This window comes from Pseudomonas sp. SWRI18, assembly GCF_014268345.1.
Taxonomy (GTDB): Bacteria; Pseudomonadota; Gammaproteobacteria; order Pseudomonadales; family Pseudomonadaceae; genus Aquipseudomonas; species Aquipseudomonas cedrina.
The window spans coordinates 17,111-43,412 of the sequence record NZ_JACCQQ010000030.1 but is presented as its reverse complement, the minus strand read 5'-3'; the positions used below and the strand labels follow the sequence as shown (position 1 = coordinate 43,412).

Annotated in this window: 12 protein-coding genes; 4 read left to right on the top strand and 8 right to left on the bottom strand. The window is 60.9% G+C overall.

The features are described 5' to 3' along the window. Positions 1-54: 54 nt before the first annotated feature. The 4 genes from H0Z09_RS24870 to H0Z09_RS24855 all read right to left on the bottom strand — a co-directional run bounded on the left by H0Z09_RS24870 (position 55) and on the right by H0Z09_RS24855 (position 19,562). Complete coding sequence (locus H0Z09_RS24870) at positions 55-2,781, bottom strand: hypothetical protein (RefSeq protein ID WP_186694250.1); 2,727 nt, start codon at positions 2,779-2,781, stop codon at positions 55-57. Positions 2,782-3,038: 257 nt separating this feature from the next. Then, the gene (locus H0Z09_RS24865) at positions 3,039-5,747 is read right to left on the bottom strand and encodes a hypothetical protein (protein WP_186694248.1); all 2,709 of its coding nucleotides are present in this window, start codon (positions 5,745-5,747) and stop codon (positions 3,039-3,041) included. Between the two features lie 128 nt (positions 5,748-5,875). Continuing rightward, a complete protein-coding gene (locus H0Z09_RS24860; RefSeq protein WP_186694246.1) occupies positions 5,876-18,757 on the bottom strand; it encodes a non-ribosomal peptide synthetase in 12,882 nt (4,293 codons plus the stop codon). Between the two features lie 52 nt (positions 18,758-18,809). Continuing rightward, positions 18,810-19,562: an alpha/beta fold hydrolase gene (locus H0Z09_RS24855; protein WP_186694244.1), complete on the bottom strand. Its 753-nt coding sequence runs from the start codon at positions 19,560-19,562 to the stop codon at positions 18,810-18,812. Positions 19,563-19,863: 301 nt separating this feature from the next. Here H0Z09_RS24855 and H0Z09_RS24850 point away from each other — a divergent pair, with 301 nt between their 5' ends. After that, positions 19,864-20,415: an RNA polymerase factor sigma-70 gene (locus H0Z09_RS24850; RefSeq protein WP_076953019.1), complete on the top strand. Its 552-nt coding sequence runs from the start codon at positions 19,864-19,866 to the stop codon at positions 20,413-20,415. A 115-nt stretch (positions 20,416-20,530) separates the two neighbouring features. Here the strand turns inward: H0Z09_RS24850 and H0Z09_RS24845 are convergent, their stop codons facing one another. Further along, entirely contained in the window at positions 20,531-21,319 is a 789-nt protein-coding gene (locus H0Z09_RS24845) for a transporter substrate-binding domain-containing protein (RefSeq protein WP_186694242.1), read from the bottom strand. Between the two features lie 78 nt (positions 21,320-21,397). Next, complete coding sequence (locus tag H0Z09_RS24840; protein ID WP_186694240.1) at positions 21,398-22,036, bottom strand: TetR/AcrR family transcriptional regulator; 639 nt, start codon at positions 22,034-22,036, stop codon at positions 21,398-21,400. 138 nt (positions 22,037-22,174) lie between these two features. Between H0Z09_RS24840 and H0Z09_RS24835 the strand changes: the two genes are divergently transcribed. Beyond that, a complete protein-coding gene (locus H0Z09_RS24835) occupies positions 22,175-22,717 on the top strand; it encodes an exonuclease domain-containing protein (protein ID WP_186694238.1) in 543 nt (180 codons plus the stop codon). Positions 22,718-22,780: 63 nt separating this feature from the next. After that, positions 22,781-23,062, top strand: a complete 282-nt coding sequence (locus tag H0Z09_RS24830; RefSeq protein ID WP_076953015.1) for a pyrimidine/purine nucleoside phosphorylase — start codon at positions 22,781-22,783, stop codon at positions 23,060-23,062. A gap of 65 nt (positions 23,063-23,127) precedes the next feature. Here H0Z09_RS24830 and H0Z09_RS24825 read toward each other — a convergent pair whose 3' ends face one another. Continuing rightward, complete coding sequence (locus H0Z09_RS24825) at positions 23,128-23,934, bottom strand: MOSC domain-containing protein (RefSeq protein WP_186694236.1); 807 nt, start codon at positions 23,932-23,934, stop codon at positions 23,128-23,130. A gap of 183 nt (positions 23,935-24,117) precedes the next feature. Beyond that, a complete protein-coding gene (locus H0Z09_RS24820) occupies positions 24,118-25,056 on the bottom strand; it encodes a chemotaxis protein CheV (RefSeq protein ID WP_186694234.1) in 939 nt (312 codons plus the stop codon). 540 nt (positions 25,057-25,596) lie between these two features. On the opposite strand from H0Z09_RS24820, the gene H0Z09_RS24815 reads away from it, so the two are divergent. Continuing rightward, positions 25,597-26,046 (top strand): hypothetical protein, encoded by a 450-nt coding sequence (locus H0Z09_RS24815; protein ID WP_186694232.1) that lies wholly within the window; start codon positions 25,597-25,599, stop codon positions 26,044-26,046. Positions 26,047-26,302: the final 256 nt, after the last annotated feature.

Genomic DNA, 26,302 nt, shown 5'->3' with positions numbered 1-26,302 from the left:
AGGTTGACGTTAAAAAACGCCCATGCAGCTTTGCATGGGCGTTTTTGTATGTCGCTACAACCAGAATGTGAAGAAGTCAAAGAACATGTAGTCCCCAGAGTGTATTTCTATACGCCCGATTTTTGAGCTTCCTGGCGTAGAGAAGTCCACCCAACCATGAAGCGGAGATCCATTATTGGCGCCGTTCAAGTTCACCACACCCAAGTAGACACCCGACGCGCTGTAGAACGTGAGTACCGTATGAAGGTGGCTCCAAGTGTAAGCGAACTTTACTCTCTTGCATTCGAAGGCTAAATCCAAACGTAGATGTTGTTTAGGATTCTGGTCGGCGCCGCGACACAATACAATTGCTTGCCCTTCCAGCAGCCCCGGAGTTGGAAAGTATGAATCGATCCCCGCTGGACCCGGGCCTGAAAGGAAGTTGATACGCATGGTGGGTGTATTGATGCTCTGCCCCGCCGTGATCAGACTGGTGGGCTCTGCAGTGAAGTTTTCGTAACGGATTTTAGGAGGAACTATCACCTGTAGCCTTCCCACTGGAAAAGCAAAGGCATTGGCTTTGCTTGTTCCCGGATAGGTCGCCACACAAAACTTTAATTCCAGATATTCGCCAGATTTAAGTTTTTCCAGTTCAGACCGGAGCAGTTGGCCCTTCACACCAGAGTCCATGTCAGGAACGGTGATCGGCTTGCGCGAAAATACATTAATCACATAACGCGCTCCGTCCTCACCAACGCCTTCAGCATCCAGCCAGCATTCTTGCCCCGGCAAGGCGAACCAGTAGGCGATGGACAATGCTTCGTCAAAAACAACAGCATCAGCATGTCCACTGAAGGTCGCTAAGTCCAGGACACCTAAAGTCTCTTGGGGCACTTCAGGTGTAGGCAATCTTTCCGGGTTGGGTGGACTGATGTCCAAATTCAACTCATCTGACGTGACTTTGGAACAGGCATTAAAAACGGTGTATGTGACCTTCACCGTCCTGCCGGCGCTCTCGATCGCTGCAGATCGCGGCAGATGTATAACTACGGGGCCAGGCTTGACGCCAGGTTGGGCGGGTACTGGCCAGTCACTGCCATCCGGCCTCTGAAATTCGAGTTCGATCGTATATTTCGAGCTATTACCCAAAAAGTCGACTTTTACATCGATCCCCTTATCTGCGTTCCACAACGTCAGATTATTCTCCACGGCTTGGGCAACCGTGGGTGCGGGTACCACCAAATGTTCCTGAGCGATATGGAAAGATTGGGTGGGGAATACAATAGCTGACTCCAGATCGCATTTCCCATCGAAGCTCACCGCGCCATGCAGTTTAAAGTCACTGCAATCTGCCAGTTTTTGCAGCTCAGCCCTGGGGATCGTTGCGTCAATGCCATTGGCCAGCCAGTCCGCGGTAAAAGGCTCATCCATGAGGATGTAGAACTGGTAAGTGGTGCCGTCCTCCAGCGTGCCGGTAATCCAAACCCAGACACATTGTCCGACAGCAGCATAGTCCCAGATAGGCACCATCACGGTTGCGTCGTCTTTGAATGTTTTGAGGTCCAGGGTGCGACCCGTTGCTTGTTCGATACACGGTTTGGTCAATTGAGGCGCGAGAACCTTCACTACCCGCTCAGGGGAAGTCTGGGGCGGATGACTGCCAAATTGAACGCTGTAGATCAACTTCAACGATTTTTTGAAGAATGTCGCAATGATCCAGGCTGGCAGATCGAACAACGCAGCGGGCTCTTCACTTTGTACCGTCGTGCAACCCAGTGATACCGGAGCAAAACCCTCGCCGAATACAGAGGCGCAAACAATGTCGCCCTTCGTCATACCGTCATAAACAGCTTTTACATGCCCACCGTTTTTGCTGTTAGTTGGATTAAGCGCATGTTCACCATCACTGCACAACGTTGATTCGATAAGATCCGGCTCTGGCAAGTCGAGTGTCGAGACCACACGTAAGAGTGTTGTGTGACGGGAGTGGAAATCATCGCCATTGCTCGGTAGGTCCTTGTGATTCGCGGGATCGAGTGTATTGAACTCTCCCGGATTCCCGGAATAGATCCAAGCCAATCTAGGGGTAATTGATGAATAGTCCTGTCGTCGGGCCAGCCAACTTCTTGGTATCCGATATTTAAAATCATGACTAGGGCGCGCCTCTTCAGCAGCGATCGACCGACCAAACTCCAACCAGATGAACGCGGACTCCTGCAGATGCTCATCTCCCTCAATGAGCAAATACAGACGCATCCCGACTACAGCCATGGGTGGGGATTTAAACGTAATGAGTGCATCACCAGAAAAATTATGCATGTTCAGCCAGCGGGTGTTGAACTCGATCTCCTCTTGGGGAAATTCTGGCAACGAGTTCTGTGTCTGATCTTCTCTGAGACTTTGAACAAACAGCTCGCCAACGAGTGATTCGTGGCGCACGCCGTTCATCATCGCTTCGTACCAATACAACACGGTCAACGATATGGACTTACTGATCCATTCTGATGGGACCATTACTGTGTCACTACCGTCTGGCACCGCCAGCGGTAGAAATGCGGGTAGGGGGTGGTCCTTCAGTTTCCAATGAAAGGTACATCTGGTACTGCCACGCGGGGGGAACACTTTAGCTTTGATACCGCTTTTGCCGTCCAAGGGATCCAGCAGATTTCCGCCGTGGACATGTTCAAGTTCTGCATAAGGCATTTCCGGCGCCTTCACGGAGCTGGGCAGCGATGCGAGCGGAATACTGCCTTTGACGTTATTAGTAGAGCTGTTTTTTTTGGGGATCGGTTTTTTAGCCACGATAAGACTCCTGTCCAACGTTAGGTAACCGTCGAGGCTGGCCTTGCCAGCCAGAAACTTCGGTTATCTAACGCTCGGAACAGGAACCCTGCCTACTGTCAGAATTGACAGTTCTGACGAATCGCCTCGATTTACCCGATAAACGGCTACCTTGAAACCAACATCACCGCAGCATTGCGCTCAAGATAAATCGCGGCGAAAGCAAGAACCCGCCTCCACTGGCATCTCGCCGAGATCATCACTCGTTTTGGGTGATACTAAAGTGAACGCACGCGAAATTCGTCAAGGTTGTAATCATCCCCATCACCGCCGGCAGGTACCGACTGATAGGTGCGGACACTCAGCCACATGGTTGTTGCGGTAGCTTGAAACGATCCTTTTAACTCAACCCATCCCCATCCTGGGAAGTGCGTAGGCGCGGTGATATTAAGCACCGTAGTACCGTCGGTAGCCTGCAGGGAAAGTGTCGGTACCGGAGGGTAACCATTGCGATTCTGAACCTTAATGCTGAACTCATAGCTTTGGCCAACAGCCAAACCGTCGTAGCGTTTCTTCACCAGCTCGCCAGTTCTTGTGTCGGCTGCGTCGTGAACCAATACCCAGTTTCCTCCAAGGTTCGTCATAAGCAGGTCCACCGGACGGTAGGCGGCGGGACCAGGCTGCCAGCCATTCCAGTCCCCTCCCGTGAACGGGGTAAAGTCATACAGCGGGATGGTTTTGACTACCAGCACCCGCGATGGGCATACCACGTTCACATTAGAACTACCGTCGGTTGATAAACTGAAAGTCAACGTCAGAGGAGTAGCGTCCATCAGTTTAACCAACTCGGACCGCAGGACAGGCCCAGCCACCCCCGCAGTCTCCTCTGCCGCCGTAATGGCTCTGGCCGAGTAAACACTGAACGAGTAGGGATTGCCGTTTTTATCCGTTCCATCCGCCCGTAACCAGCACTTCTGCCCTGCGCGCGAAAACCACATTGGATCTTCGAGGGAATTGGCATTCCCGGTGAACGTTCTCAGGTCCAAAACGGCGTTTTGCGTATTGGGCGGCGTTGCCTCCAATACGTTTGGCGTTTGCAGGCGCACCGGCAGGCTGATTTTCAAGTTCAGAGGCGGTGAGGTCTGCACCTTGCAGGCGGTGGTGACGGTGTAAGTGATCTCCACCGCTGTCCCCATGCTCTCGATCACGGCTTCCGGCGGCAACAACCAGATCACCGTGCCCGTCGTGCTACCAGGTTGGGAGGCCACCAACCAGCAAGAACCATTCGGTCTCTTCCAGCAGATAATGATGGAGTGCTTGGGATTACTGCCAGCGTATTTCACTTCAACATGTACGCCATTGCGCCCGTTGTAAGCGGTCAATTGGTCAGCCACCGCCTCTCTCACTACGGGCTCAATCAGTGCTAAAGGCTCCTGTTCGATGTTGAAAGTCTGAACAGGGAATTCGTGGGCATTCTCCCGCTCACACTTGCCACAAAAACTCACCGCAAAATGCAACTCAAATTCGCTGCAATCGGCCAGCTTTTGCAGCTGGACCCTTGGTATCGAGGCAGCGACTCCATTAGTTTTTCTGGCATCCTTAACAGGGGCATCTACCAAAATATCAATACGGATAGCACTGCCGTCTTCACGCTCACCCGTGATCCACATCCAGCAACATTCCGAGCACTCGGCATAATCCCAGTCAGGCACAAAAGCAGTCGCATCCTCAAAGAATGTATTGAGACAAAGGGTACTGCCCGTTGCCTGTTCGATCTCAGAGTTAGGAAATTGGGGCAGCGACACATTAATCACTTGCTCAGGTGATTGTTGTGGTTGGATACCGTTAGGGAATTGAACGGTATAGGTCAGCGTCATCTCATTGTTGAAGAAACAAGCAATATCACAGGGCGATAACTTGATGGTTGCCGGATCTCGATCATTTTCAATGGTGATGCAGCCGAGTGGCTTAGACGCTTGGCCAGGTCCGCTTAGATAGAAACAGATGCGGTCGTCTGCATAGGTGTCCAAGGTGGGGACGTGTACATCCCCACCCTCTTTGGCGTTTTCAGGGTTAAGCCACCACTTACCGTTGAAAAACGCAGACTGTCGCAAATCCGGGGGAGGCAGATCAAGGCCTTGATCGCCAATGAAAGCAGCAGTGCGGCGATATGGAATTTGAAGGGCATTTCTCGGAAGACGCGTCTCTTCATCAGGATTAGTAACATCAGCTGGAGGTTGGGCAGCTTCGCCACTCGTGATGTAGGCACACTGCAGGGTTATTGACTCATATAGCGGTATTTGTCGCGCCAGCCAAGCACGTCTGACAGCGTGAGTGAGTTCGCCCGAAGCTATATCCTCAGCTGTTAACGCATATCCGTCAGCCACTGGGTAAAAAACGGGATTTCGACTAAATTGCCGAGTAACAAGGGTGCAGTAAAATCTATCATTTACTTGGGCAAGATAAGGAATCTCCGTCTTGACGAGACCGTCCCCTTTGAAATCGCGCATGTCAATGACAGGTGAGCTTTGATAGATTTTTTCGTGGAGAAAATAAGGTGCGTACTTTTTACTTTCGTTTGCTTGGTAAAACTCGATCAACACTTCTTTCTTCAAAGAAGCGGCTACCTGCCCTTGCACTTTCCCGGTATTCGAAATGACGAGCGTTTTCCCCATTGCCGCCGTCATGTAAGGCAGAGGAATTTCAGTTTCCTCGGCGCCAGACTCACCGCCTGAATACACAATATCCTCGAACTCCAACCCGGGTGTTTCCTTCGTGCGGAAGCTGGCGATAATGGGTTCATCCTTGTCCATTCTTGAGTCAAATGTCAGGTATGAACCCACCATGCGAGAGGTCGCAACCGTTCCGTTCTGCTCACTGGAAACTAACGGACTGTTTACTTCAACAGCTTTGGGTTTTGGCCGCTTGGGCTTTTGCGCTCTGATAACGTTAGAGGCTGCGTTCGACGCCGGGATTTTCTTAGCCATGGTAAGAACTCCTTGTTCCAGGGGCTGTTCCCCTTGGCTCGATCTGAAGCCAAGGGTCTCCCTTCAGTGAGCTCTTTTGGCATCCGCTCGCCTACTGTCAGAATTAACAGTTCTGACAAACGGCCCGCTCAAAGCCCCTCCAACTCCGCCATCAAATCACTCAACCGATCCACCGTCCCGGCACTGATCTCATTCCCCGCCAACCCCTCAATATACTCAGCCAATTCCGCCACCGTACTGCACTCGAACATCGCCCTTAGCGGCACATCCCGCTGCAAGGTTTTCTGCACCCGCGAGGCAATCTGCGTGGCCAGCAGCGAGTGCCCGCCCAGTTCGAAGAAGTTGTCCTGCACCCCTACCCGCTCGACCTTGAGCACCTCGGCCCAGATCGCGGCCAAGGTGGTTTCCAGTTCATTGCGCGGCGCCAGGTAGTCCTGGCTGTGAAGGTGGCCGATCTCCAGGGCCGGCAGGGCCTTGCGGTCGAGTTTGCCGTTGGCGTTGAGCGGCAGGCGGTCGAGCCAGAGCCAGTGCAGCGGCACCATGTATTCCGGCAGTTCGGCGCGCAGGCGTTGCTTGATGCGGTCCAGGCGTTCGCTTGGGTTGAGCGTTTCATCCACCGCCACCAGATAGCCGACCAGGTGCTTGCCGTTGACGCCTTCCTGCACGCCGACTGCCCCATCGCGCACTTCCGGTTGTTCGTGCAGGCGCGCTTCGATTTCGCCGAGTTCGATGCGGTAGCCGCGAATTTTCACCTGGTGGTCGATACGCCCGACGTACTCCAGCACGCCGTCGCTGCGTCGCCGTGCGAGGTCACCGGTGCGGTAGAGGCGCTCGCCCGGTGCGCCAAACGGGTTGGGCACAAACACCGGGGCGGTACGCAGCGGGTCGCTGACGTAGCCGCGACCGACACCCGTACCGGCGACGCACAACTCGCCCACCGCGCCCTGGGGCACCAACTCCAAAGCACCATCGAGCAGATACAAACGGTTGTTGTCGGTCGGCGTGCCAATCGGCAGGTACGTGCCACGCGTCGAGGCCAGGTCGACGCGGAAGAACGCCACGTCATCGGAACACTCCGCCGGGCCGTAAGCGTTCACCAGCCCAATCTGCGGATAACGTTGCAACCACTGGCGCGCCAGCTCCGGCGGCATGGCTTCACCGGTCGGCAGCAACCAGCGCAGGCCGTCCAGGCCAATACGCTCCTGGGCCAACATGCCCTGGATCAGCGAAGGCACGCTTTCCAGCAGGGTGATGCCTTGGGCCTGCACATGTTCCAGCAGGCCTTGGGGATCATGCGCAATGGTGTTCGGCAAGATGTCCACCCGTGCGCCGAACAGCGGCGCGGCGAGGAACTGCCACACGGAAATATCGAAGCTCTGTGAAGCGGTCTGCGCGATCACATCCGCGTCGCTCAAGGCCAGGTACGGCACCTTGCTCAGCTGGTTATTGAGCATGCCGCGCTGCTCCACCATCACGCCCTTGGGCAGGCCGGTGGAACCCGAGGTGTAGATCACATAGGCGAGGTTGTCCGGGCCACTGTAAATGCCGGGGTTTTCTCCGCGTGCGGGCACTTCTTCCCACACCAGCAGTTGGCAGTCGAAGCCTTCCAGCAGCTCGATCGCCTGCTCGCGGCATGCCTCGGTGCACACCAGCAAGGGCGTGCGGCTCAGCTCGATGATGCTGCGCAAACGCTGGCTTGGCAGGCCTGGGTCCAGCGGCAGGTAACCGGCACCGGCCTTGAAGCTGCCGATGATCATGCCCAGCAGGTCGAGGTTACGCTCAGCCAGCAACGCCACTGGTTGATCCAGGCCTACGCCCGCCGCGATCAGCGCGTGGCCCAGGCCGTTACCGCGCCGGTTCAGCGCGTCATAGCTCCATTGCTGGTCCAGGCAACTGGCGACGATGCGCTGCGGATGCGCGGCCACCTGGGCTTCGAACAGTTCGACATAGCTGCGTTCCAGCGGGTAGTCATGTTCGCTCTGATTGCAGCCGTTGAGCAGGAATTCGCGCTCCTGTTCGCCCATCAGCGGCAGGTCGGCCATGTCGCCATGGAAACCCTGCACCAGCGCCAGCAGCAAGCGCTTGAACTCGCCCAGCATGCCTTGCACGGTGGTTTCGTCGAAGTAGCGCTGGTCATAGGAGAGGTGCAATCCGAGGTCATCGCCTGGATAGCACACGGCGGTCAGCGGGAAGTTGGTGTGAGTACGCCCGGAATCCGAGGTGGCATTCAGGCTCTGCGCACGGTCCAGCACCGAGACTTCCACCGGGGCGTTTTCGAACACGAACAGGCTGTCGAACAACGGCTGGCCCTTGGGCAGTTCGCTGTGTTCCTGGATCGTCACCAGCGGCAGGTATTCGTACTCGCGCAGCTGCATATTGCTGTCGAGCAAGCCGCTCAGCCACTGGCGCACGCTGCAGCGCTGATCGTCCTCGGGCAGTTTGACCCGCAGCGCGATGCTGTTGATGAACAGGCCGACGGTGCGTTGCATCTCGGGCATGTCCACCGGGCGGCCGGCGACGGTAACGCCGAACACCACGTCGCGCTCGCCGCTCAAACGCCGCAACACCAGGGCCCATGCCGCCTGGGCAAAGGTGTTGATGGTCAACTGATGGGCCTGGGCCAGCTCGCGCAGTTGCGCACCGTCGCGGGCATCGAGACGGGTGTAGCAGTCACCCACCACCATGCCGCCGCTGTGGCCCGCATGTTCGCGCAGGAACGGCCGGTCGCTCGGAATCGGCGTGGTGCGCTCGAAGCCTTGCAGGTTCTGTTGCCACCACTGGCGCGCCTCATTCAGGTCCTGGCGTTGCAGCCAGGCAATGTAGTCGCGGTAGCGCGGTGGCGCGGCCAGTTGCGCGTCGCGGCCTTCGCCGAGGGCCGTGTAGAGGTCGAAGAAATCATTCATCAGCAACGAACGGCACCAGGCATCGATGAGGATGTGGTGGTTGCTCATCATGAACCAGTAGCGGGCCTCGGCGACGCGGATCAGGCGCAGATGGAACGGCGCCTGGTTGAGCAGATCGAAACCGGCTTCGCGCTCCTGCTTGAGCAGGGCTTGCAGGCGTGGTTCCTGTTCGGCTTGCGGGTCGTTGCTCCAGTCCAGGTATTCGATCGGCGTGCTGCCGGGTTTATGGATGACTTGCAGCATGTCTTCGCCGACGTTCCAGCAGAACGACGCACGCAGGGCTTCGTGGCGGGCGATCACCGCCTGCCAGGCCTGGGCGAAACGCTCGGGGTCCAGGGCGCTGTTGATGCGGTAGCGATCCTGCATGTAGTAGAGACCAGTGCCCGGCTCCAACAGGGTGTGCAGCAGCAGGCCTTCCTGCATCGGGGTCAGCGGGTAGACGTCTTCGATGGCAGTGGCCGGTACCGGCAGGCTGTCGAGCTGCGACTGGGTCAGGCGCGCCAGCGGGAAGTCGGACGGCGTGAGGCCGCCGGCGTCGTCCCGGATGCAGTGCAGAGTCAGGCTTTGCAGTTCAGCCAGGTACGCATCGGCCAATTCGCGGATCGTGTGCGGATCAAATCGCTCGCAGCTGAAGGTCCAGCGCAGCACCAGTTCACCGCCGTACACCTGGCTGTCGACGCTCAGTTCGTTGGGCAGCGGCGCGTCCGGGTCATGGGCCAGGCCTGCGGATTCATCCAGCGGATGGAACAGCGCATCGGCGCCAAAGCTCTGATCGAACTGGCCCAGGTAGTTGAAGGTGATCGGCGCGCTCGGCAGTGCGGCCATGCTCTGTTTGCAGGCATCATCCGCCAGGTAGCACAGCACGCCGTAACCCAAACCTTTATGCGGCACGCCGCGCAGTTGTTCCTTGATCGCCTTGATCGAGTCGCCCTGGGTCGCTTGCGGGGTCAGGCGCAGCGGATAGGCACTGGTGAACCAGCCGACGCTGCGGGTCAGGTCGATGTCATCGAACAGGCTTTCGCGGCCGTGGCCTTCCAGTTGGACCAGCGCCGAGGCGTGGCCGCTCCAGCGGCACAGCACGCGCGCCAAGGCGGTCAGCAGCAGGTCGTTGACCTGGGTGCGATAGGCGCTTGGCGCCTGTTGCAGCAACTGGCGGGTGTGTTCGGCATCCAGGCGTACGCTGACGCTGTCGGCATCGCGGTGGCGCAGCGAGCCTTGCGCGCGGGCCACCGGCAATGCCGTGTCGGGCCCGGCCAGTTGCGCCTGCCAGAGGCTCAACTCTTCGCGCAGCGACTCGCTGCCGGCATAGGCTTGCAAACGCGCGGCCCAGTCACGCAGGGCGCTGGTCTTGGCCGGCAAGCTGACGGGCTGGCCGTCGCTGAGTTGGCGGTAGACCGTTTGCACGTCTTCCAGCAACACGCGCCACGACACGCCATCCACCACCAGGTGATGGATCGCGATCAGCAGGCGTTGCTGGCCCTCGGGACCGTCCACCAGCAAGGCGCGCAGCAGCGGACCGTGCTGCAAGTCGAGGCTGCGCTGGGTGTCGGTGAATAAAGCGGTGCAGTCCGCCATGTCGCGCACTTGCGCCTGCAGCAGCACCCCGCCTTGGGGCACCGCCAGATGTTCGGCGTGCCACTGCGCGTCGCGCGGGCAGAAGCTCAGGCGCAGGGCGTCGTGGTGTTCCAGCACGGCCAGCAGCGCTTGTTCCAGGCGATGGGGCTGCAGCAGTTGCAGCGGCTTGAGGACCAACGCCTGGTTCCAGTGCTGACGCTGTGGAATCGGCGTGTCGAAGAACCAATGCTGGATCGGTGTGAGGCCCGAGCTACCGGTCAGCACGCCCTGCTCCGCCGTGACCTGCTCGGTGCGCGTGGCAACGGCGGCCAGGGTCTGCACGGTCTGGTGCTGGAACAGGTCACGCGGGCTGAAGTGTATGCCCGCCTGCCGCGCACGGCTGACCACCTGGATCGACAGGATCGAGTCGCCGCCCAGCTCAAAGAAGTTATCGTCCAGGCCGACTTGCTGCACGTTCAACACGGCGCACCAGATGGCGGCCAGGGTGCTTTCCAGCGAGTTGCGCGGCGCCACATAGGCTTGGCGGTTGGCCTCGGGATCCGGTTGCGGCAAGGCGCGGCGGTCGAGTTTGCCGTTGGCGGTCAGCGGCATGCTGTCCAGTACGATCAGGTGCGCGGGCACCATATAGTCCGGCAGATGTGCCTTGAGATGCGTCTTCAGCGCATCACGCAGCGTGCCGTGGTCGGCGTCGCTGACCAGGTACGCCACCAGCTGTTTGCCACTCGGCGCATCCAGCGCCAGCACCACCGCTTCGCGCACGGCTTGGTGCTCCAGCAGGCGGGTTTCGATTTCGCCCAGCTCAATACGGAAACCGCGAATCTTCACCTGATGGTCGATGCGCCCCAGGTATTCCACCAGACCATCGGCGCGCTGGCGCACCAGGTCGCCGGTGCGGTACAGCCGTGCGCCATTGCGGGCAAACGGGTCGGCGACAAAACGCTCGGCGGTCATGCCGGGGCGCTGGTGATAACCCTGGGCCAGGCCGGCGCCGCCGACATACAACTCGCCGCTCGCCCCCTGCGGCAACAACGCCAGGTCGGCGTCGAGAATATAGGCCACACGGTCACCTATAATGCTGCCGATCGGTACGCTGCCGGCGCCCTCCTCCAACTGCTCGGGCGCAAGGCTGGCCAGCGGCATCACCACGGTTTCGGTCGGGCCGTAGGCGTTGAAGAACATTTGAGGCTGGAACGCCGCGCGGATGCGCTGCAAGTGCTCGCCGGTGAGCGCTTCGCCGCCGGTGATGCACATGCGCACCGGCAAGGTCTGCTGCCGGGTCGCCAGCCACTGCGCCAACTGGCTGCCGTAGCTGGGCGTAAAGCCCAGAATGTTGACGCGATGGGTGCGGATCAGCGCGCAGATTTCTTGCGCATCCCACTGGCCCTGGGCACGCAATACCACGTGCGCACCGCTGAGCAGCGGCACCAGCAGCCGTTCGGTGGCGGCGTCGAAGTTGATCGAGTAAAAGTGCAGTTCGCAGTCGTCCGGGCGCATGCCAAAGCGCTCGATCACGGCCTGGCAATGCATGGCGATTTCACCGTGGCACACCACTACGCCTTTGGGTTTGCCGGTGGAACCGGAGGTGTAGATCAAGTACGCCTGATGGTGCGCCAGGCTGATAAACGGCAGCTCATCGCTCGGGTAGTCGGCAAGCCGCGGCACATCATCCTCAAGGCACCAGCACGCCACGCCCGCCGGCAATTCGCCGAGGGCCTGGAACATGGCCGCGTCGCTGAGCAGCAGGCCAATGCCGCTGTCTTCGATCATGTAGTGCAGACGGTCCAGCGGGTATTCCGGGTCCAGCGGCACATAGGCGCCACCGGCCTTGAGAATCGCCAGCAGGCCGACGACCATTTCCAGGGAACGCGGCAGCGCCAGGCCGACGCGCACCTGCGGGCCGACGCCGCGTTCGCGCAGCATCCAGGCCAGGCGGTTGGCGCGGGCGTCGAGTTCACGGTAGCTGAGGGTTACGCCGGCAAAGGTCAGCGCGGGCGCATCGCCACGGGCTGCCGCCTGCTGGCTGAACAGCGGATGAAGACACTGGTCGAGACGGCGTTCGCCCGCTTCGATGCCCAGGCTGTCCTGCACTGCGCGTTGCTCGGTGGCGCTGAGCAACGGCAGTTCGCTGAGGCGCTGCTGCGGATCAGTGATCAACGCCTCCAGCAGGTTGCGCCAATGCTCGGCCATGCGTGCGATGCGCGGTTCGTCGAACAAGTCGGTGCTGTAGGTCAGGCAGCAACCCAGGCGATGGTCGAGGTCGGTGACTTCCAGGTTGAGGTCGAACTTGGTCGCGCGCGCGTCGTTCGCCAAGTACTCCACGGTCATGCCGGCCAGTTGGCGGCTTTGCTGGAATTCCCAGCGCTGCACGTTGCACATCACCTGGAACAGCGGGTTGTAGGCCGCGCTGCGCGGTGGTTGCAGGGCTTCCACCAGGTGATCAAACGGCAGGTCCTGATGGGACTGGCCCTCGATCACGGTGTGGCGCACCTGCTCGAACAACTGCGCGACAGTCATCTGCCCATCGAGCTGGCAACGCAGCACTTGAGTATTGAGGAAAGCACCGATCAGCCCTTCGCTTTCCGGGCGAATGCGGTTGGCCACGGGCGCACCGATGCGCAGGTCGTTCTGGCCGCTGTAGCGATAGAGCAACACGGCCAGGGTGGCGGTCATGGTCATGAACAGGGTCAAGCCGCGCTCGGCGTTGAAGGCGCGCACGCGGGCGGCCAGGTCAGCGCTCAGATCGAAGCGGTACAGCTCGCCCCGGTGGCTTTGCACAGGCGGCCGTGGCCGGTCGCCGGGCAGTTCCAACAGCGGATGTTCGTTGCCCAGTTGCGCGGTCCAGTAGTCCAGCTGACGCTGGCGTTCGCCGGACTCCAGCCACTGACGCTGCCACACGCTGTAGTCGAGGTATTGCACCGGCAACGGCGCCAGCGGTGACAAGCGCTCATCGATAAAGGCTTCGTACAGGGCGCTGAGTTCACGGGCAAAGATGTCCATGGCCCAGCCTTCGGTGACGATGTGGTGCAGGGTCAGCACCAGGTAGTGTTCCTGCTCGCCGGCCTTGACCAGGCACGCACGCAGCAAGGGCCCGGTTTCCAGGTTGAACGGCGTGTGCGCTTCTTGATCGGCCAGTTGTTGCAGACGCAGTTGGCGCTCGGATTCGCCAAGGCTTGAGACGTCCTGCCAGTCCATGCGCAGGCCCGTTTGCGGCGAGACCTTTTGACAGGCTACGCCGTCGACGCTCGGGAAAGTGGTGCGCAGGGTTTCGTGACGCATGATCAACGCCTGCAGCGCCGCCTCGAAACGCCCCACATCCAGCACGCCACGCAGGCGCGCCATGCCGCCGACGTTGTAGGCCGGGCTGTCCGGTTCCATCTGCCACAGGAACCACATGCGTTGCTGGGAATACGATAGTGGCACCGGTTGGCTGCGGTCGACCTTGGCGATGGCGGTCTGCTGGTTGCGTTGGCCCGAGGCCTGGATCAGGCCGACTTGCTCAGCAAAAGCGCCCAACTCACTGGCTTCGAACAAGGTGCGCAACGGCAGCTCGACGTCGCAGGCCTGGCGGGTGCGGGAGATGATCTGCGTGGCCAGCAACGAGTGGCCGCCCAGCGCGAAGAAGTCATCATGCAGGCCAACGCGCGGCAGGCCCAGCACTTCGCGCCAGATCGCGGCGATCTGCTGCTGCAAAGGGGTCTCGGGTTCGACATGTTCGCGGGTTTGCCACACCGGTTCCGGCAGCGCGCGACGATCCAGCTTGCCGCTGGGGCTCAGGGGCATGCTGTCCAGGCGCATCAACAGCGCGGGCACCATGTACTCCGGCAGCTCGGCGGCCAGGGTGGTTTTGACCTGCTGTTCATCAAGTTCGCCATGGGCGGTGAAGTAGCCGATCAATTGCCCGTCGCGCACCAGCACTACGGCTTGGCCGATGCCGTCCAGGGCCAGCAGGCGCGCTTCGATTTCTTGCGGTTCCACCCGGAAACCGCGCAGCTTGACCTGCTGGTCGAGACGGCCGAGGTACTCGAGCACCCCGTCGGCGCTCCAGCGCGCGCGGTCACCGGTACGGTACAGGCGCGCCCCCGCGTGGTCGGCGACAAACCGCTCGGCCGTCAGCCCGGCACGGCCAAGGTAACCCCGGGCCAGGCCGATGCCGCCGATGCACAGTTCACCCGGCACGCCCAACGGCACGGGGTTGAGCTGTTCATCCAGCACACGGCAGATCACATTGCCCAGCGGGCGGCCAATCGGCGAGCGTTCGCCGTCTTCGGCGCGGCAGTGCCAGTGGGTCACGTTGATCGCGGTTTCGGTCGGGCCATAGCGGTTATGCAACTGCACCGCCGGCAACTGCGCCAAGACGCGGTTGCGCAGTTCGGCGGGCAAGGCTTCACCGCCGGAGAACAAACGACGCAGGCTGGTGCATTCGGCCGCCAGGGGTTCGTCGACAAACAATTGCAGCAGCGGCGGCACGAAGTGCAACGTGGTCACCCCGTGTTGCTGCACCAACTGTGCGATACGGTGCGGGTCACGGTGCTCGCCAGGGCCGGCCAGCACCAGGCGGCAACCGGTGATCAGCGGCCAGAAGCATTCCCACACCGACACGTCGAAACTGATCGGCGCCTTTTGCAGCAGCACGTCGGTTTCATTCAATTGATAGGTGGCCTGCATCCACTGCAAGCGCTCGGCCAGGGCGGCATGGGTATTGCCCACGCCCTTGGGCTGGCCGGTGGAACCGGAGGTGTAGATCACATAGGCCAGGTTATCGCCGTGCAGGCGCAGGCCGGGTGGCTGGGTGGGCCAACTGTCCAGGTGCAGGCTGTCCATCGCAATCACGCACACGCCGTTGGCACTGGGCAGTTGTTCCAGCAACGCGGTCTGGGTCAGCAGCAAATGCACGCCGCTGTCCTTGAGCATGTAGGCCAGGCGCTCGGCGGGGTAATCCGGGTCGAGTGGCACGTAGGCGCCACCGGCCTTGATGATTGCCAGCAGGCCGATCAGCAGTTGCGGCGAGCGCTCGGCGGCGATGGCCACGCACACGTCCGGGCCGACGCCTTTGTCGCGCAGGTAATGGGCCAGGCGATTGGCCTGGGTGTGCAGTTGGGCAAAGCTCAGGTGGCCGTCCTGCCAGACCAGTGCGGTGCTGTCCGTGGTGTGCTGATTGAGCAGCTCAGGCAGCCACCGTTGCGCAGGCGCGCAAGGTGCCTGGCTCCACGGTTGCTGTTCGTCGTGCTGCATCAGCGCGAGTTCGCCGATGGCCTGTTGCGGTTGTGCGCAGATCGCCTGCAGCAGGTTGATGTAGTGCGTGGCCATGCGCTGGAGGGTGGCGGCGTCGAACAGTTCGTCGGCGTAGTCGAACGACAGGCTCAGGCGCCCGTTGCGGTCCTCTTCGCTGTGCAGTTGCAGGTCGAACTTGGCCTCGCGACTGTGCCATGGCAGCTCGTCGGCGAGCAGCCCCGGCAGGCGGCGCAAGGCGCTGAGGTCGCGTTGCTGATGATTGAACATGACTTGGAACAGGCCTTGTTCGCGGGCCTGGGGGAACGCTTCCAGCAGCTGTTCGAACGGCAGGTCCTGATGCGCCTGGGCGCCCAACGCCGTGTCGCGGGTGGCGGCCAACAGCGTGTTGAACGGCAAGCGCCCGTCCAGCTCGGCGCGCATGACCTGCGTGTTGATGAAGAAGCCGACCAGGCCTTGGGTTTCCAGGCGCGGGCGGTTGGCGCTGGGCACGCCAATGCGGATATCGCGCTGGCCGCTGTAACGGTAGAGCAGCACCTGATAGGCCGCCAGCAACAGCATGAACGGGGTGGACTCGCTGGCCTGGGCGGTATGGCGAATGGCGTGGCTGAGGCCCGCATCCAAGCGCACGGTGTGCCGCGAAGCGCTGCGGTGCTGTTGCGCCGCGCGCGGGTGGTCGGTGGCCAGGTTCAGGGCGGGATGCTCCTGGCCCAGTTGCGCTTTCCAGTACGCCAACTGGCGCTGGCCTTCGCCTGCGGCCAGCCATTGGCGCTGCCAGCTGCCGTAGTCGGCGTAGTGCAGGGCCAAGGATGGCAACGCCAGGGTCTGGCCTTGGGCAAAGGCGGCGTACAGGCGTGAGAACTCGTCCATGAGGATATTCAGCGACCAGCCATCGGCGATGATGTGGTGCAGCGTCACCAGCAGTTGGTGATCTTCATCGTCCAGGCGTACCAGGGTTACCCGAAGCAGCGGGCCTTTTTCCAGGTCGAACCGGGTGCGGGCTTCGTCTTCGCGGATCTGCTGCGCGCGCGCTTCGCGCTCGGCCGCAGGCAGGTCGCTGAGGTCGATGACGTGCAGCTTGAAAGCGGTTTTGGCGTCGATGCGCTGGAAGGCCTGGCCGTCTCTCTCGTAAAAGCGGGTGCGCAGGGCTTCGTGGCGCTGGATCAATTGCTCGAAGCTTGCGCGCACGGCGTCTTCATCCAGCTCGCCGCGCAGGCGCAGGGCACCGGGGATGGTATAGGCGCTGCTGTGCGGGTCCAGTTGCCAGGTGATCCACAGGCGGTTCTGCGCCAGGGATTGGGCCAGCTCATCGTGACGCGACAGGGAATGGATAACACCTTGGGCAACGCCGCCATCCTGCTGCAACTGCGCAACGCCGGCGGCAAAGTCTTGCAGGGTTGGAGCTTCGAACAGCAGGCGCAGGTTCAGCTCCAGGCCCAGGGTTTCACGCAGGCGCGCGACCACCTGGGTGGCGGTGATGGAGTTGCCGCCGAGCAGGAAGAAGTGGTCATCGGCGGCGACGGAGGCGACTTGCAGTTGCTCGCACCAGATCGCGGCGATGCGGTCTTGCAGCTCGGATTCCGGCCCCCCATGGCTCGCCGGCGTTTGCAGGCCGGGGAACTGCGCATAGCTGTCGAGGCTGCCATCCTTGTGGCGAAGCGCGCACGCCGCACGTTGCACCTTGCCGCTGGAAGTTTTCGGCAAGGCACCGGGGTTGAGCAATACCACCACGCTCGGCGCTTGCTGATACGCCTCGGCGACGGCCTGGCGGATCGCCTTGACCAGCGCTTCGGGCGGCAGGATTTTCTGCACGCTGCGGCTGATTTCAGCGGCAATGCCGATGCCTTCCAGGCCCTGGTCATTCACGGCAAACGCTGCAACCCGGCCCTTGCGCACCACCTCCACTTCGCGCTCGATGGTCTGCTCGATGTCCTGCGGGTAGAGGTTGTGGCCGCGCACGATCAGCAGGTCTTTCAGGCGACCAGTGATGTACACCTCGCCGTCGCGGATAAAGCCCAGGTCGCCGGTGCGCAGCCAGGTACGCCCGGCGTGCTGCACGAAGGTCCTGGCCGTGGCTTCGGGGTTGCGCCAGTAGCCATGGGCGATGCTCGGCCCGCTGGCCCAGAGTTCGCCCACGCGGTTGTCGGCCAGTTCGCTCAGGGTGTGTGGGTCGGCGATCAGTACGGCGTGTTCGGGCTGGCTGGTACCGCAGCTCATGATCGCATTGCCCTGCCCAGGCTCGGCGCGGTTGGCGGCCAGCGCCTGTTCATCGACACGCAGCGCCGGGATGCCGTGGCCACGTTTGCCACCGGCGACAAACAGGGTCGCCTCGGCCAGGCCATAGGAGGCGAAGAAATTGTCCGGAGTAAACCCGCAGGCAGCGAACTTCTCGGCGAAGCGTTCCAGGGTGTCGAGGCGGATCGGTTCGGAGCCGGAATACGCCACGCGCCAGTGGCTCAAGTCGAGGCGCTCCAGGGCCGATTCGCTGACCCGCTCGCTGCACAGGCGATAAGCGAAATCCGGGCCGCCGCTGATGGTGCCGCCGTATTCGCTGATCGCTTCGAGCCAGCGTAACGGCCGGCCGAGAAAGTAGGCCGGCGACATCAGCACGCAGGGCACGCCGCTGAAAATCGGCTGCAGCAGGCCGCCGATCAGGCCCATGTCGTGGTATAGCGGCAGCCAGCTGACGATCACGTCATCCGGGTTGAGGTCGATGCCGAAGCCGCGACGGATCAGTACTTCGTTGGCCACCAGGTTGCCGTGGCTGACCTGCACACCCTTGGGCAACGCGGTCGAGCCGGAGGTGTATTGCAGGAAGGCAATGTCGTTGGGGTGCAGGTCGGGAGCGATCCAATCGCCAGCGTTTTCCAGATGATCGACGCTCATTATGGGCGGCGCGCCTTCGATCTGCGCCAGGCCGTCGGCAAGGCTGGCGATGGTCAGCAACAGGCGCGGCTCGGCATCGCTGATGATCGACAGCAGACGCTCCTGGTGATGACGGCGGGTCGACTCCGGCGGGTAGGCCGGCACCGCAATGACGCCAGCGTAGAGGCAGCCAAAGAACGCCGCGACGTAATCCGGGCCGCTGGGGAACAGCAACACCGCACGGTCGCCCTGGCTCGCATTGGCCTGCAAGGCGGCGGCGATGCCGCGGGCGCGTTGGTCCAGGTCGCGGTAACTGAGCACCACGCTCTGTTCGGCGGACTCGGCCAGGAAGCGCAGGGCCACCTGGTCCGGGGTCTGCGCGGCGCGGCGCTGAAGGGACTGGACCAGCGTGAGGGGAAGTTCGAAGGCGTCCATCATGGGGTTCCTGCCTGAAATCGGCTTGCGGGAAATTCGGGAATTGAGCGGGCTTTCAGCCGGCGGCCAGTTGCCGTGCGGCGCCGTTGCGCCAGCGGGCCAGGTGTTCGTCGGCGTAGCGCCGCACGCAACGCAGCACGGCGCTTTCGTGTTGCACGAGGAAGAAGTGATGGCCGTCGAACATGTCCAGCGAAAAGTCACTGGCCGCCTCGAGCTGCCAGTCGAGCAACTGGTCGGCGCGCACGCTGTCCTGTTTGCCGCCGAACACGTGGATCGGCACGTCCAGCGGCGCGCGCTCGCCATAGGTGAAGCTGCCGCACAAGAGGAAATCGGCGCGCAGGATCGGCAGCATCAATTGCATCAACTCAGGGTTGGCCAGGGCTTCTTCGGTGGTGCCTTGCAGTTCGCGCAGGCGGGCGATCAGTTGTTCGTCGGTCTTTTCGATGGCGTATTCACTGACATCGCGACGCGCCGGCCCGGCCGTGCCGGAGGCAAACAGCGCCAGCGGCGCAGGCACCTTGCGCGCACCCAGCGCGTGGGCCAGTTCGAACGCGAGCAGGCCGCCCAGGCTGTGGCCGAACAGGGCATAGGGGCCGCTCAAGTCGCGGCTGATTTCGTCTGCCAGTTGCGCGGCCAAGGCCTTGATATCGCGCTGCAACGGCTCATCCATGCGCATGCCACGGCCGGGCAATTCCAGCGGGCATACCTGCAGCCACTCCGGCAGCACTCGCCGCCAACGCGCGTAAACCATGGCGCTGGCGCCCGAATAGGGCAGGCAGAACAGGCGCAGTCGAGTCGGCGTACTCATCCGGCGACGACTCCAAACTGAAACACGCTGTATGCACGATAGAAACCCATTTCGTCCTCCTGCGGGTGCTGATCCTTGGCCGTTTTACTAGCGGCCTGTCACCCAGAAGAACGGACGGCAGCGGCAAATAATTAGTCGCCGGGTACGTGCGAGACGTGGTTCACACCTAACAAGAAAGCATAAGATTAGTTCGCCTTCTCATTTGACAATAATTATCATTAAGCATAATTTGTTGCCCGATGTGTAGGAGGCTTCAGCAAGGACGCCCTCCCCTAACCTCTTTTGCTACAAGGTGAATTCCATGACGGAACAAGTATCCACAGGCAGGTGCGACTCACCGCTTCTCCAGGCATTCGTCGACAATCGTCTGATCCTGGTGAAGATTGCGGCACGCATTACCGGGTGCCGCTCCCGTGCCGAAGACGTAGTGCAGGACGCCTACTTCCGGCTGCAGTCGGCGCCGACGATCACGTCGTCATTCAAGGCCCAGCTCAGTTACCTGTTCCAGATCGTGCGCAACCTGGCGATCGATCACTACCGCAAGCAGGCCCTGGAGCTCAAATACTCAGGGACCGAAGAGGAAGGCTTGAATGTGGTTATCCATGGCGCTTCACCGGAAACCTCGCACATCAATTTCAGCACCCTGGAAAACATCGCCGACGCCCTGACGGAGCTGCCCCAGCGCACCCGCTATGCGTTCGAGATGTACCGTTTGCACGGCGTGCCGCAAAAGGACATCGCCAAGGAATTGGGAGTGTCGCCAACGTTGGTGAACTTCATGATCCGGGATGCGCTGGTGCACTGCCGCAAGGTGTCGGGCACTCACAGCGATACGTTTGCGCGCCGCGTGTGAACAAATGTGGGAGCGGGCTTGCTCGCGAAAGCGGTGATTCAGTCACAGGTGTTTTGACTGACATGCCGCATTCGCGAGCAAGCCCGCTCCCACATTTGGATCTGCAGGGTGCCTGTCAGGGCGCCGGCATGACATCGATGCGATAGGGCTCGAAAATCTTCAGCATCTGGCCATTGTCCCGCAGGCGCTTGAGCAGTGCGGAAAACGCTTCGCCCGTGATCGGCGCTTTCGGGCGCAGCAGTGCGTAGTGGTGATACACCTGGTCGATGCGCTCCGACACCAGGAACTGCCCGGCCATATCCGCATTGCGCACCAGGAAGTCACTCAGGTACGAACGGGTCACCAAGGCGATATCGGCACGCCCGCGCGCGACCATCAGCAGGTTGCTGTCGTGGGAATAAGTCAACGTGGCGTTGAAGTGCTCGACCATGTACTTGGGGTCAGGGTTGAAATGGGCGAAGGCGTAGTGATAACCGCTGAATACGGCCAGCCGTTTGCCTTTGAGGTCAGCGAAATAGGCCTGGCCGCGACCGGGCTCACGCTGGGCGACGAAAATCTCCGCGTCCTCCAGCCCCAGGTCGACGGCAGTGTGGGGAATCTCCTGCCAACCCCAGTCAGGGTTCTCGAAGATGGCCATGTCGACCCGGCCCTGCTCGAAATCGCGAAAGCGCCGCGGGATAGAGGTGGGTACCAACACAAATTGATAATCGCTTTGCAAGGCGTTCAGCGCCACGATCAGTTGCGGCAGCAGGCCTGTGTCGGCGCCCTGCTCCGGACGCACGGTATAAGGAGGAAAATGCGCCGCGCCGATCCTTACCAGCTGCGCAGCCGAGGCGGGTATGCACCAAGCGCTGCCCAATGCCCAAAAGGTAAGTCCTGCGGCCAGCCGCCGTGGCGAAAACATCAAGGCACACACCGTTCAAAAGGCTAATGGCGATAAGCTAGGCGTTTTTGTCTGGCGAGACAACTTTCTACCGGCAAATTAATAGCTTGCGTCAGGGGAGGCTTTGAGCACCATCAGCAGGGCTTCCTGCGCCAATTGCTCGAGGGTCAGGCTACCCTCGGCGCGGTACCAGGTGGTGGTCCAGGACAGCGCGCCGGTGAGAAAGCACCGGGTAATGACCACATCGCCGCGTATATAACCTGCCGCCTTGGCCTCCCCCAGCACTTGCAGCCAAATGTCTTCGTACTCGTCGCGCAGGGCCAGCACCTGGGCCTGGCCTTGCGTCGACAGTGAGCGCCATTCGTACACCAGCACCGCCATGGCCTCGCCGCTGCCGCCCATGATCGACTGCAATTCGCAACGGATCAGCGCCAGCACACGTTCGCGCACGTCTGTGGCCTCTTCAAGGCAAGCGCGCATCATCGCGGTGTTGTAGCGGATGGTTTCTTCCATCACTGCGCGCAGGATCTCGTCCTTGCTCTTGAAGTGATGAAAAATGCTGCCGGACTGGATGCCCACGGCGCTGGCCAGGTCACGCACGGTGGTACGCTCGAAACCCTTGTTGCGAAACAGGTGGGCCGCGGTTTGCAGCAGCTTGCCCCGGGCGCTGTCGGGGTCGGTCAATTGGCCGCCGTCCACCAGGGTGCGCATCACCCGCAGGGCATTGTGCTCATCCATGCCTCTCTCCTTGCTTCTACGGTCATGTTGGCCGGCAATTTAGGCCGTGCCGGCCAACCAAGCAAGCGCTTGGCGGAACTACAGGGCCGGGCTACGCTCTACCCCCAACAGAAAGGGAAGAGTACGGGAACCTGCGCGATGCCTCATTGGCTGATTATTGACCTTGAAGCCACAACGGATGAAGGCGGCTGGCCCGTGACGGAGATGGAAGTCATCGAGATCGGCGCGAGCCTGGTCAACCGCCAGGGGCGCGAGCTGGATCATTTCCAGCGCTTTGTGCGACCGCTGCGCCGGCCGCTGCTGACGCCCTTCTGTCGGCAACTGACGCACATCACCCAGGCGAACATCGATGGCGCCGCGTCGATCACCGAGGTGTGGCCGCTGTTCGAACGCTGGCTGGGCCAGCACCGGCCGCGCCTGGAAGGCTGGGCCAGTTGGGGCGATTACGACCGCCGCCAACTGGAACTGGAGTGGCAGCGCCATGGCCTGGCCAGCGCGCTCGCCGATACGCCCCATGTGAACCTCAAGCAACGCTTCGCCAAGGCCCGGCGCCTGGACAAGCCTCTGGGGCTTAACGGCGCCCTGCAGTTGGCGGGGATGCAGTTTCATGGCCAGCAACACCGGGCGCTGGAAGATGCGCGCAACACCGCACGCCTGCTGCCGCTGATTTTGCCGGTCTAGGCAGCTCCCCTGCCCTTGGGCATACTGGCCGACCTTTCCAGACCCTTTTCCGAGGAATCGCCCATGTTTAAAGTCAACGAGTACTTCGACGGCACCGTCAAGTCGATCGCTTTCGGCACCGCAGAAGGTCCGGCGACCATCGGCGTCATGGCCCCCGGCGAATACGAATTCGGCACCGACCAACGTGAAATCATGCACGTGGTCTCCGGTGCGCTGGTCGTCAAGCTGCCTGATGCCGAGTGGGAAACCTTCGCCGCCGGCAGCCAGTTCAACGTGCCGGCCAACAGCAAGTTCCAGTTGAAGGTCGCCGTGGACACCGCCTACCTGTGCGAATACCGCAGCTAAGGGTTCCTGGCAGTCAAAAAAATGCCCGTCTCCCCAGAGACGGACATTTTTTATGACCAGGCAGGCTATTCGAGTACCGTCACCGGCATGCCGATTTCCAGGCGCCCGTTGCCATCGTTGACCAGGTTCTGGCCGAACATCGCCCCCTGCTCAGTCTTGCGATAGGTCTCCAGCGTGGCGAAGGGTTCGCGGTCGGCGCTGCGTTCGCCGGTCTGCGGGTCGATGGTGGTCAGGATGCAGCGCGAGCACGGCTTGACCACTCGGAACTCCACATCACCGATGCGCAGGCGTTTCCAGCCGTCTTCAGCAAAGGCGTCGCCGCCTTCGACCACCAGGTTGGGGCGAAAGCGCAGCATTTCCATCGGGCGACCGATGCGCGCGCATAAATCGTCCAGGGAAGCCTGGCCGATCAACAGTAACGGGTAGCCATCGGCAAAGCCTACCTGGTCATCGTCCTGCCCGTATCCGGCATCGGTGGCCCGCGCGCGCTCCAGGGGCAGTTGCACCAGGCGCGTCGGCTTGCCGATGAACTCGCTGACCCAGGCCGCGGCCTCATCGCCCGCATCCGGCACGCGCAGGGTGTCGCGCCAGATGGTTACGCCACGCAACGCGGCGTCGCTGCCGGGCAGCGCCACGTCCAGCGGCGCGCACCCCGGCGAACTCAGGGTGAGGCCACCGCTGCCGTTCCACAGCGCCGACAATTGGCTCATCTTCGCCACGGCACGCTGGGTGAGGAAACGCCCGCTGGCTTCATCCACCAGCATCCAGCGTCGATCGCCTTCCACCCCGAGCTTATCCAGGCCGGCCTGCTGCAGTCTTTCGGCCTTGCCGGACTTCAAGGGGTAACGGTACAACGCGCTGAGACGAAGCATGGGCCTGCATTCCTGAACAAATAAAGCCCGCACTATATCCCGTAGTGAGCGGGCTTGCCCCGCGCTGGGGGGCGAAGCCGCCCCAAAAGAAGACGCCTCGGTGTTTCAAAAAAATTGAGTCGCCTGGTTTGGGGCGGCTTCGCCACCCAGCGCGGCGGTGCGACGATTCGACAAGCCCGCTCACTACAAAGCGGGCACTTCGTCCAGCATCAAACGCTGACGCACCACATCCACCAGCTTGTCGGGCTGGAATTTGGACAGGAAGTTGTCGCACCCGACCTTTTTCACCATCGAGTCGTTGAAGCTGCCCGACAGCGACGTGTGCAATACCACGTAGAGTTTGCGCAGGCGTGGGTCGTTACGGATCTCGGTGGTGAGACGGTAGCCGTCCATTTCGGGCATTTCGGCATCGGTGAAGATCATCAGCAGCTTGTCGGTCATCACCTGGCCGCTGTCGGCCCAGCCCTTGAGCATGTTCAAGGCCTTGAGGCCGTCGCTGGCGATGTGCATCTTCACGCCCAGTTGGCCGAGAGTGTCGCGCAGTTGCGAGAGGGCCACGTTGGAGTCATCCACCAGCAGCACCTCGCGGCCACGGGCGCGCTCCAGTACCGGGTCGTCGAGTTTTTCACGGGAAACCTTGGCGTTGTACGGCACGATCTCGGCCAGGACTTTTTCCACGTCAATGATTTCCACCAGTTGGTCGTCGACCTTGCTGATGGCGGTGAGGTAGTGCTGGCGCCCGGCGCTGGCCGGCGGCGGCAGGATGGCTTCCCAATTCATGTTGACGATGCGGTCCACGCCGCCCACCAGGAACGCCTGCACGGAACGGTTGTATTCGGTGACGATAATGGTGCTGTTGGGCCCCGGCACCAGCGGGCGCATGCCGATGGCCTGGGACAGGTCGATCACCGGCAGGGTCTGGCCACGCAGGTTGACCACGCCGCACACGAAGGGGTGGCGCTGGGGCATCAAGGTCAGCTTGGGCAATTGCAGGACTTCCTGCACCTTGAACACGTTGATCGCGAACAACTGGCGCCCGGCCAGGCGAAACATGAGGATCTCCAGGCGATTCTCACCCACCAGTTGCGTGCGTTGATCTACCGTGTCGAGAATGCCGGCCATTGAAAGCTCCTGATGCGCTAAGGGGTTGTGCAGTTCACATAAGCTGGTTATCGGCGGCGAGCGCCAGACCTTGACCCTGAGTAAAATGCCACGTAAATACATTGATGTCACACTGACATCATGGTTTACTGCATTGCCTTCTGCACAGAGCGGTACAGCGTCGTTGCGCGACATTCGATTAGACGCTAAGTTCCGCCATGTAGGGGATTCCCCTATGCGCAATCAGGCCCAACCTGATATTCGCAGTATCTAATAGCCATTAATGTGACGCCATTCTCAATGCATGAATGGAGTCAGGCTTTTGTTTGCCATACCAAGCCCTCGACCCGCGGGTCTTCCAGACATCCGGACGTCAACAATCGAAGGTGCGCAATCGACCCCACTCATGAGGGTCGCGCGCAGCCGTCGCCTGCACTCTCATAAACGTCCTACTGAAAAGTCAGAAGCAACCTACAGATTCCAGTCTCATTTCAGCGCTAGTTTTAAGCCATTCACCCAACGCGGCATCTCATCACCCGACCTTATGTTGCGGAGACTTGCATGATGAACAGCGCAAATGAATGGCAGACCACGCTTCCCGAGTTCTTGCTGGAAGCGCAAGCGCTGCTGGCAAAGTCAGAAGAGTGCTTGAGCCACCTGCACCTGATTCGCGACGACAGCGATGCCATCGACTGCATGAAGTCCAGCCTCGCCAAACTGGCCGAGAAGGCCGACAACCTGGCCCTGCAGGCGATCAGCGAGTTCTCCCGACATATTCAATACCTGATCGCCAACGCCGCCTGCCCCATGCAGTTGCATGACCAGGCGCTGGAGGCCTTGCACGCGTGCCTGACGTTGCTGGCGTGGCAATTGGAACTGATCGATACCCGCACGGGCGAACTGGGCATGGACGAGAGCGAGCAAGCGAAGTTGATTGCAACGGTCACGCTGCAAATTCCGCAGAAAGAATTCAGTTATAAACCTGAGCAACCTGTGCACCGCGTATCTTGAACGCTGCGGTCGGGTTTGACCCGGCATTATCTGGATAACGACAACGCCAACTCGTTTATTGGTGGGAATAGCCGCGGAAGATATCAATTAGCCACTAACCTGAATATATAACCCCCCACTCCAAGAACTCTGGGAATACCGCCCGGGGTATTTGCGTGGTTAATAACTCTGCAAGACACAGCATCAGGCGACCGACGGTAATAGTGGTGGTACTATGCTCGACTCGAAGTGACTCAACTTCATAGCCATGAAGACG

Coding starts and splice junctions, on each gene's coding strand:
- H0Z09_RS24865 (WP_186694248.1), bottom strand. CDS start 5,747: ATGGCTAAGAAAATCCCGGCGTCGAACGCAGCCTCTAACGTTATCAGA.
- H0Z09_RS24860 (WP_186694246.1), bottom strand. CDS start 18,757: ATGATGGACGCCTTCGAACTTCCCCTCACGCTGGTCCAGTCCCTTCAG.
- H0Z09_RS24855 (WP_186694244.1), bottom strand. CDS start 19,562: ATGAGTACGCCGACTCGACTGCGCCTGTTCTGCCTGCCCTATTCGGGC.
- H0Z09_RS24850 (WP_076953019.1), top strand. CDS start 19,864: ATGACGGAACAAGTATCCACAGGCAGGTGCGACTCACCGCTTCTCCAG.
- H0Z09_RS24845 (WP_186694242.1), bottom strand. CDS start 21,319: ATGTTTTCGCCACGGCGGCTGGCCGCAGGACTTACCTTTTGGGCATTG.
- H0Z09_RS24840 (WP_186694240.1), bottom strand. CDS start 22,036: ATGGATGAGCACAATGCCCTGCGGGTGATGCGCACCCTGGTGGACGGC.
- H0Z09_RS24835 (WP_186694238.1), top strand. CDS start 22,175: ATGCCTCATTGGCTGATTATTGACCTTGAAGCCACAACGGATGAAGGC.
- H0Z09_RS24830 (WP_076953015.1), top strand. CDS start 22,781: ATGTTTAAAGTCAACGAGTACTTCGACGGCACCGTCAAGTCGATCGCT.
- H0Z09_RS24825 (WP_186694236.1), bottom strand. CDS start 23,934: ATGCTTCGTCTCAGCGCGTTGTACCGTTACCCCTTGAAGTCCGGCAAG.
- H0Z09_RS24820 (WP_186694234.1), bottom strand. CDS start 25,056: ATGGCCGGCATTCTCGACACGGTAGATCAACGCACGCAACTGGTGGGT.
- H0Z09_RS24815 (WP_186694232.1), top strand. CDS start 25,597: ATGATGAACAGCGCAAATGAATGGCAGACCACGCTTCCCGAGTTCTTG.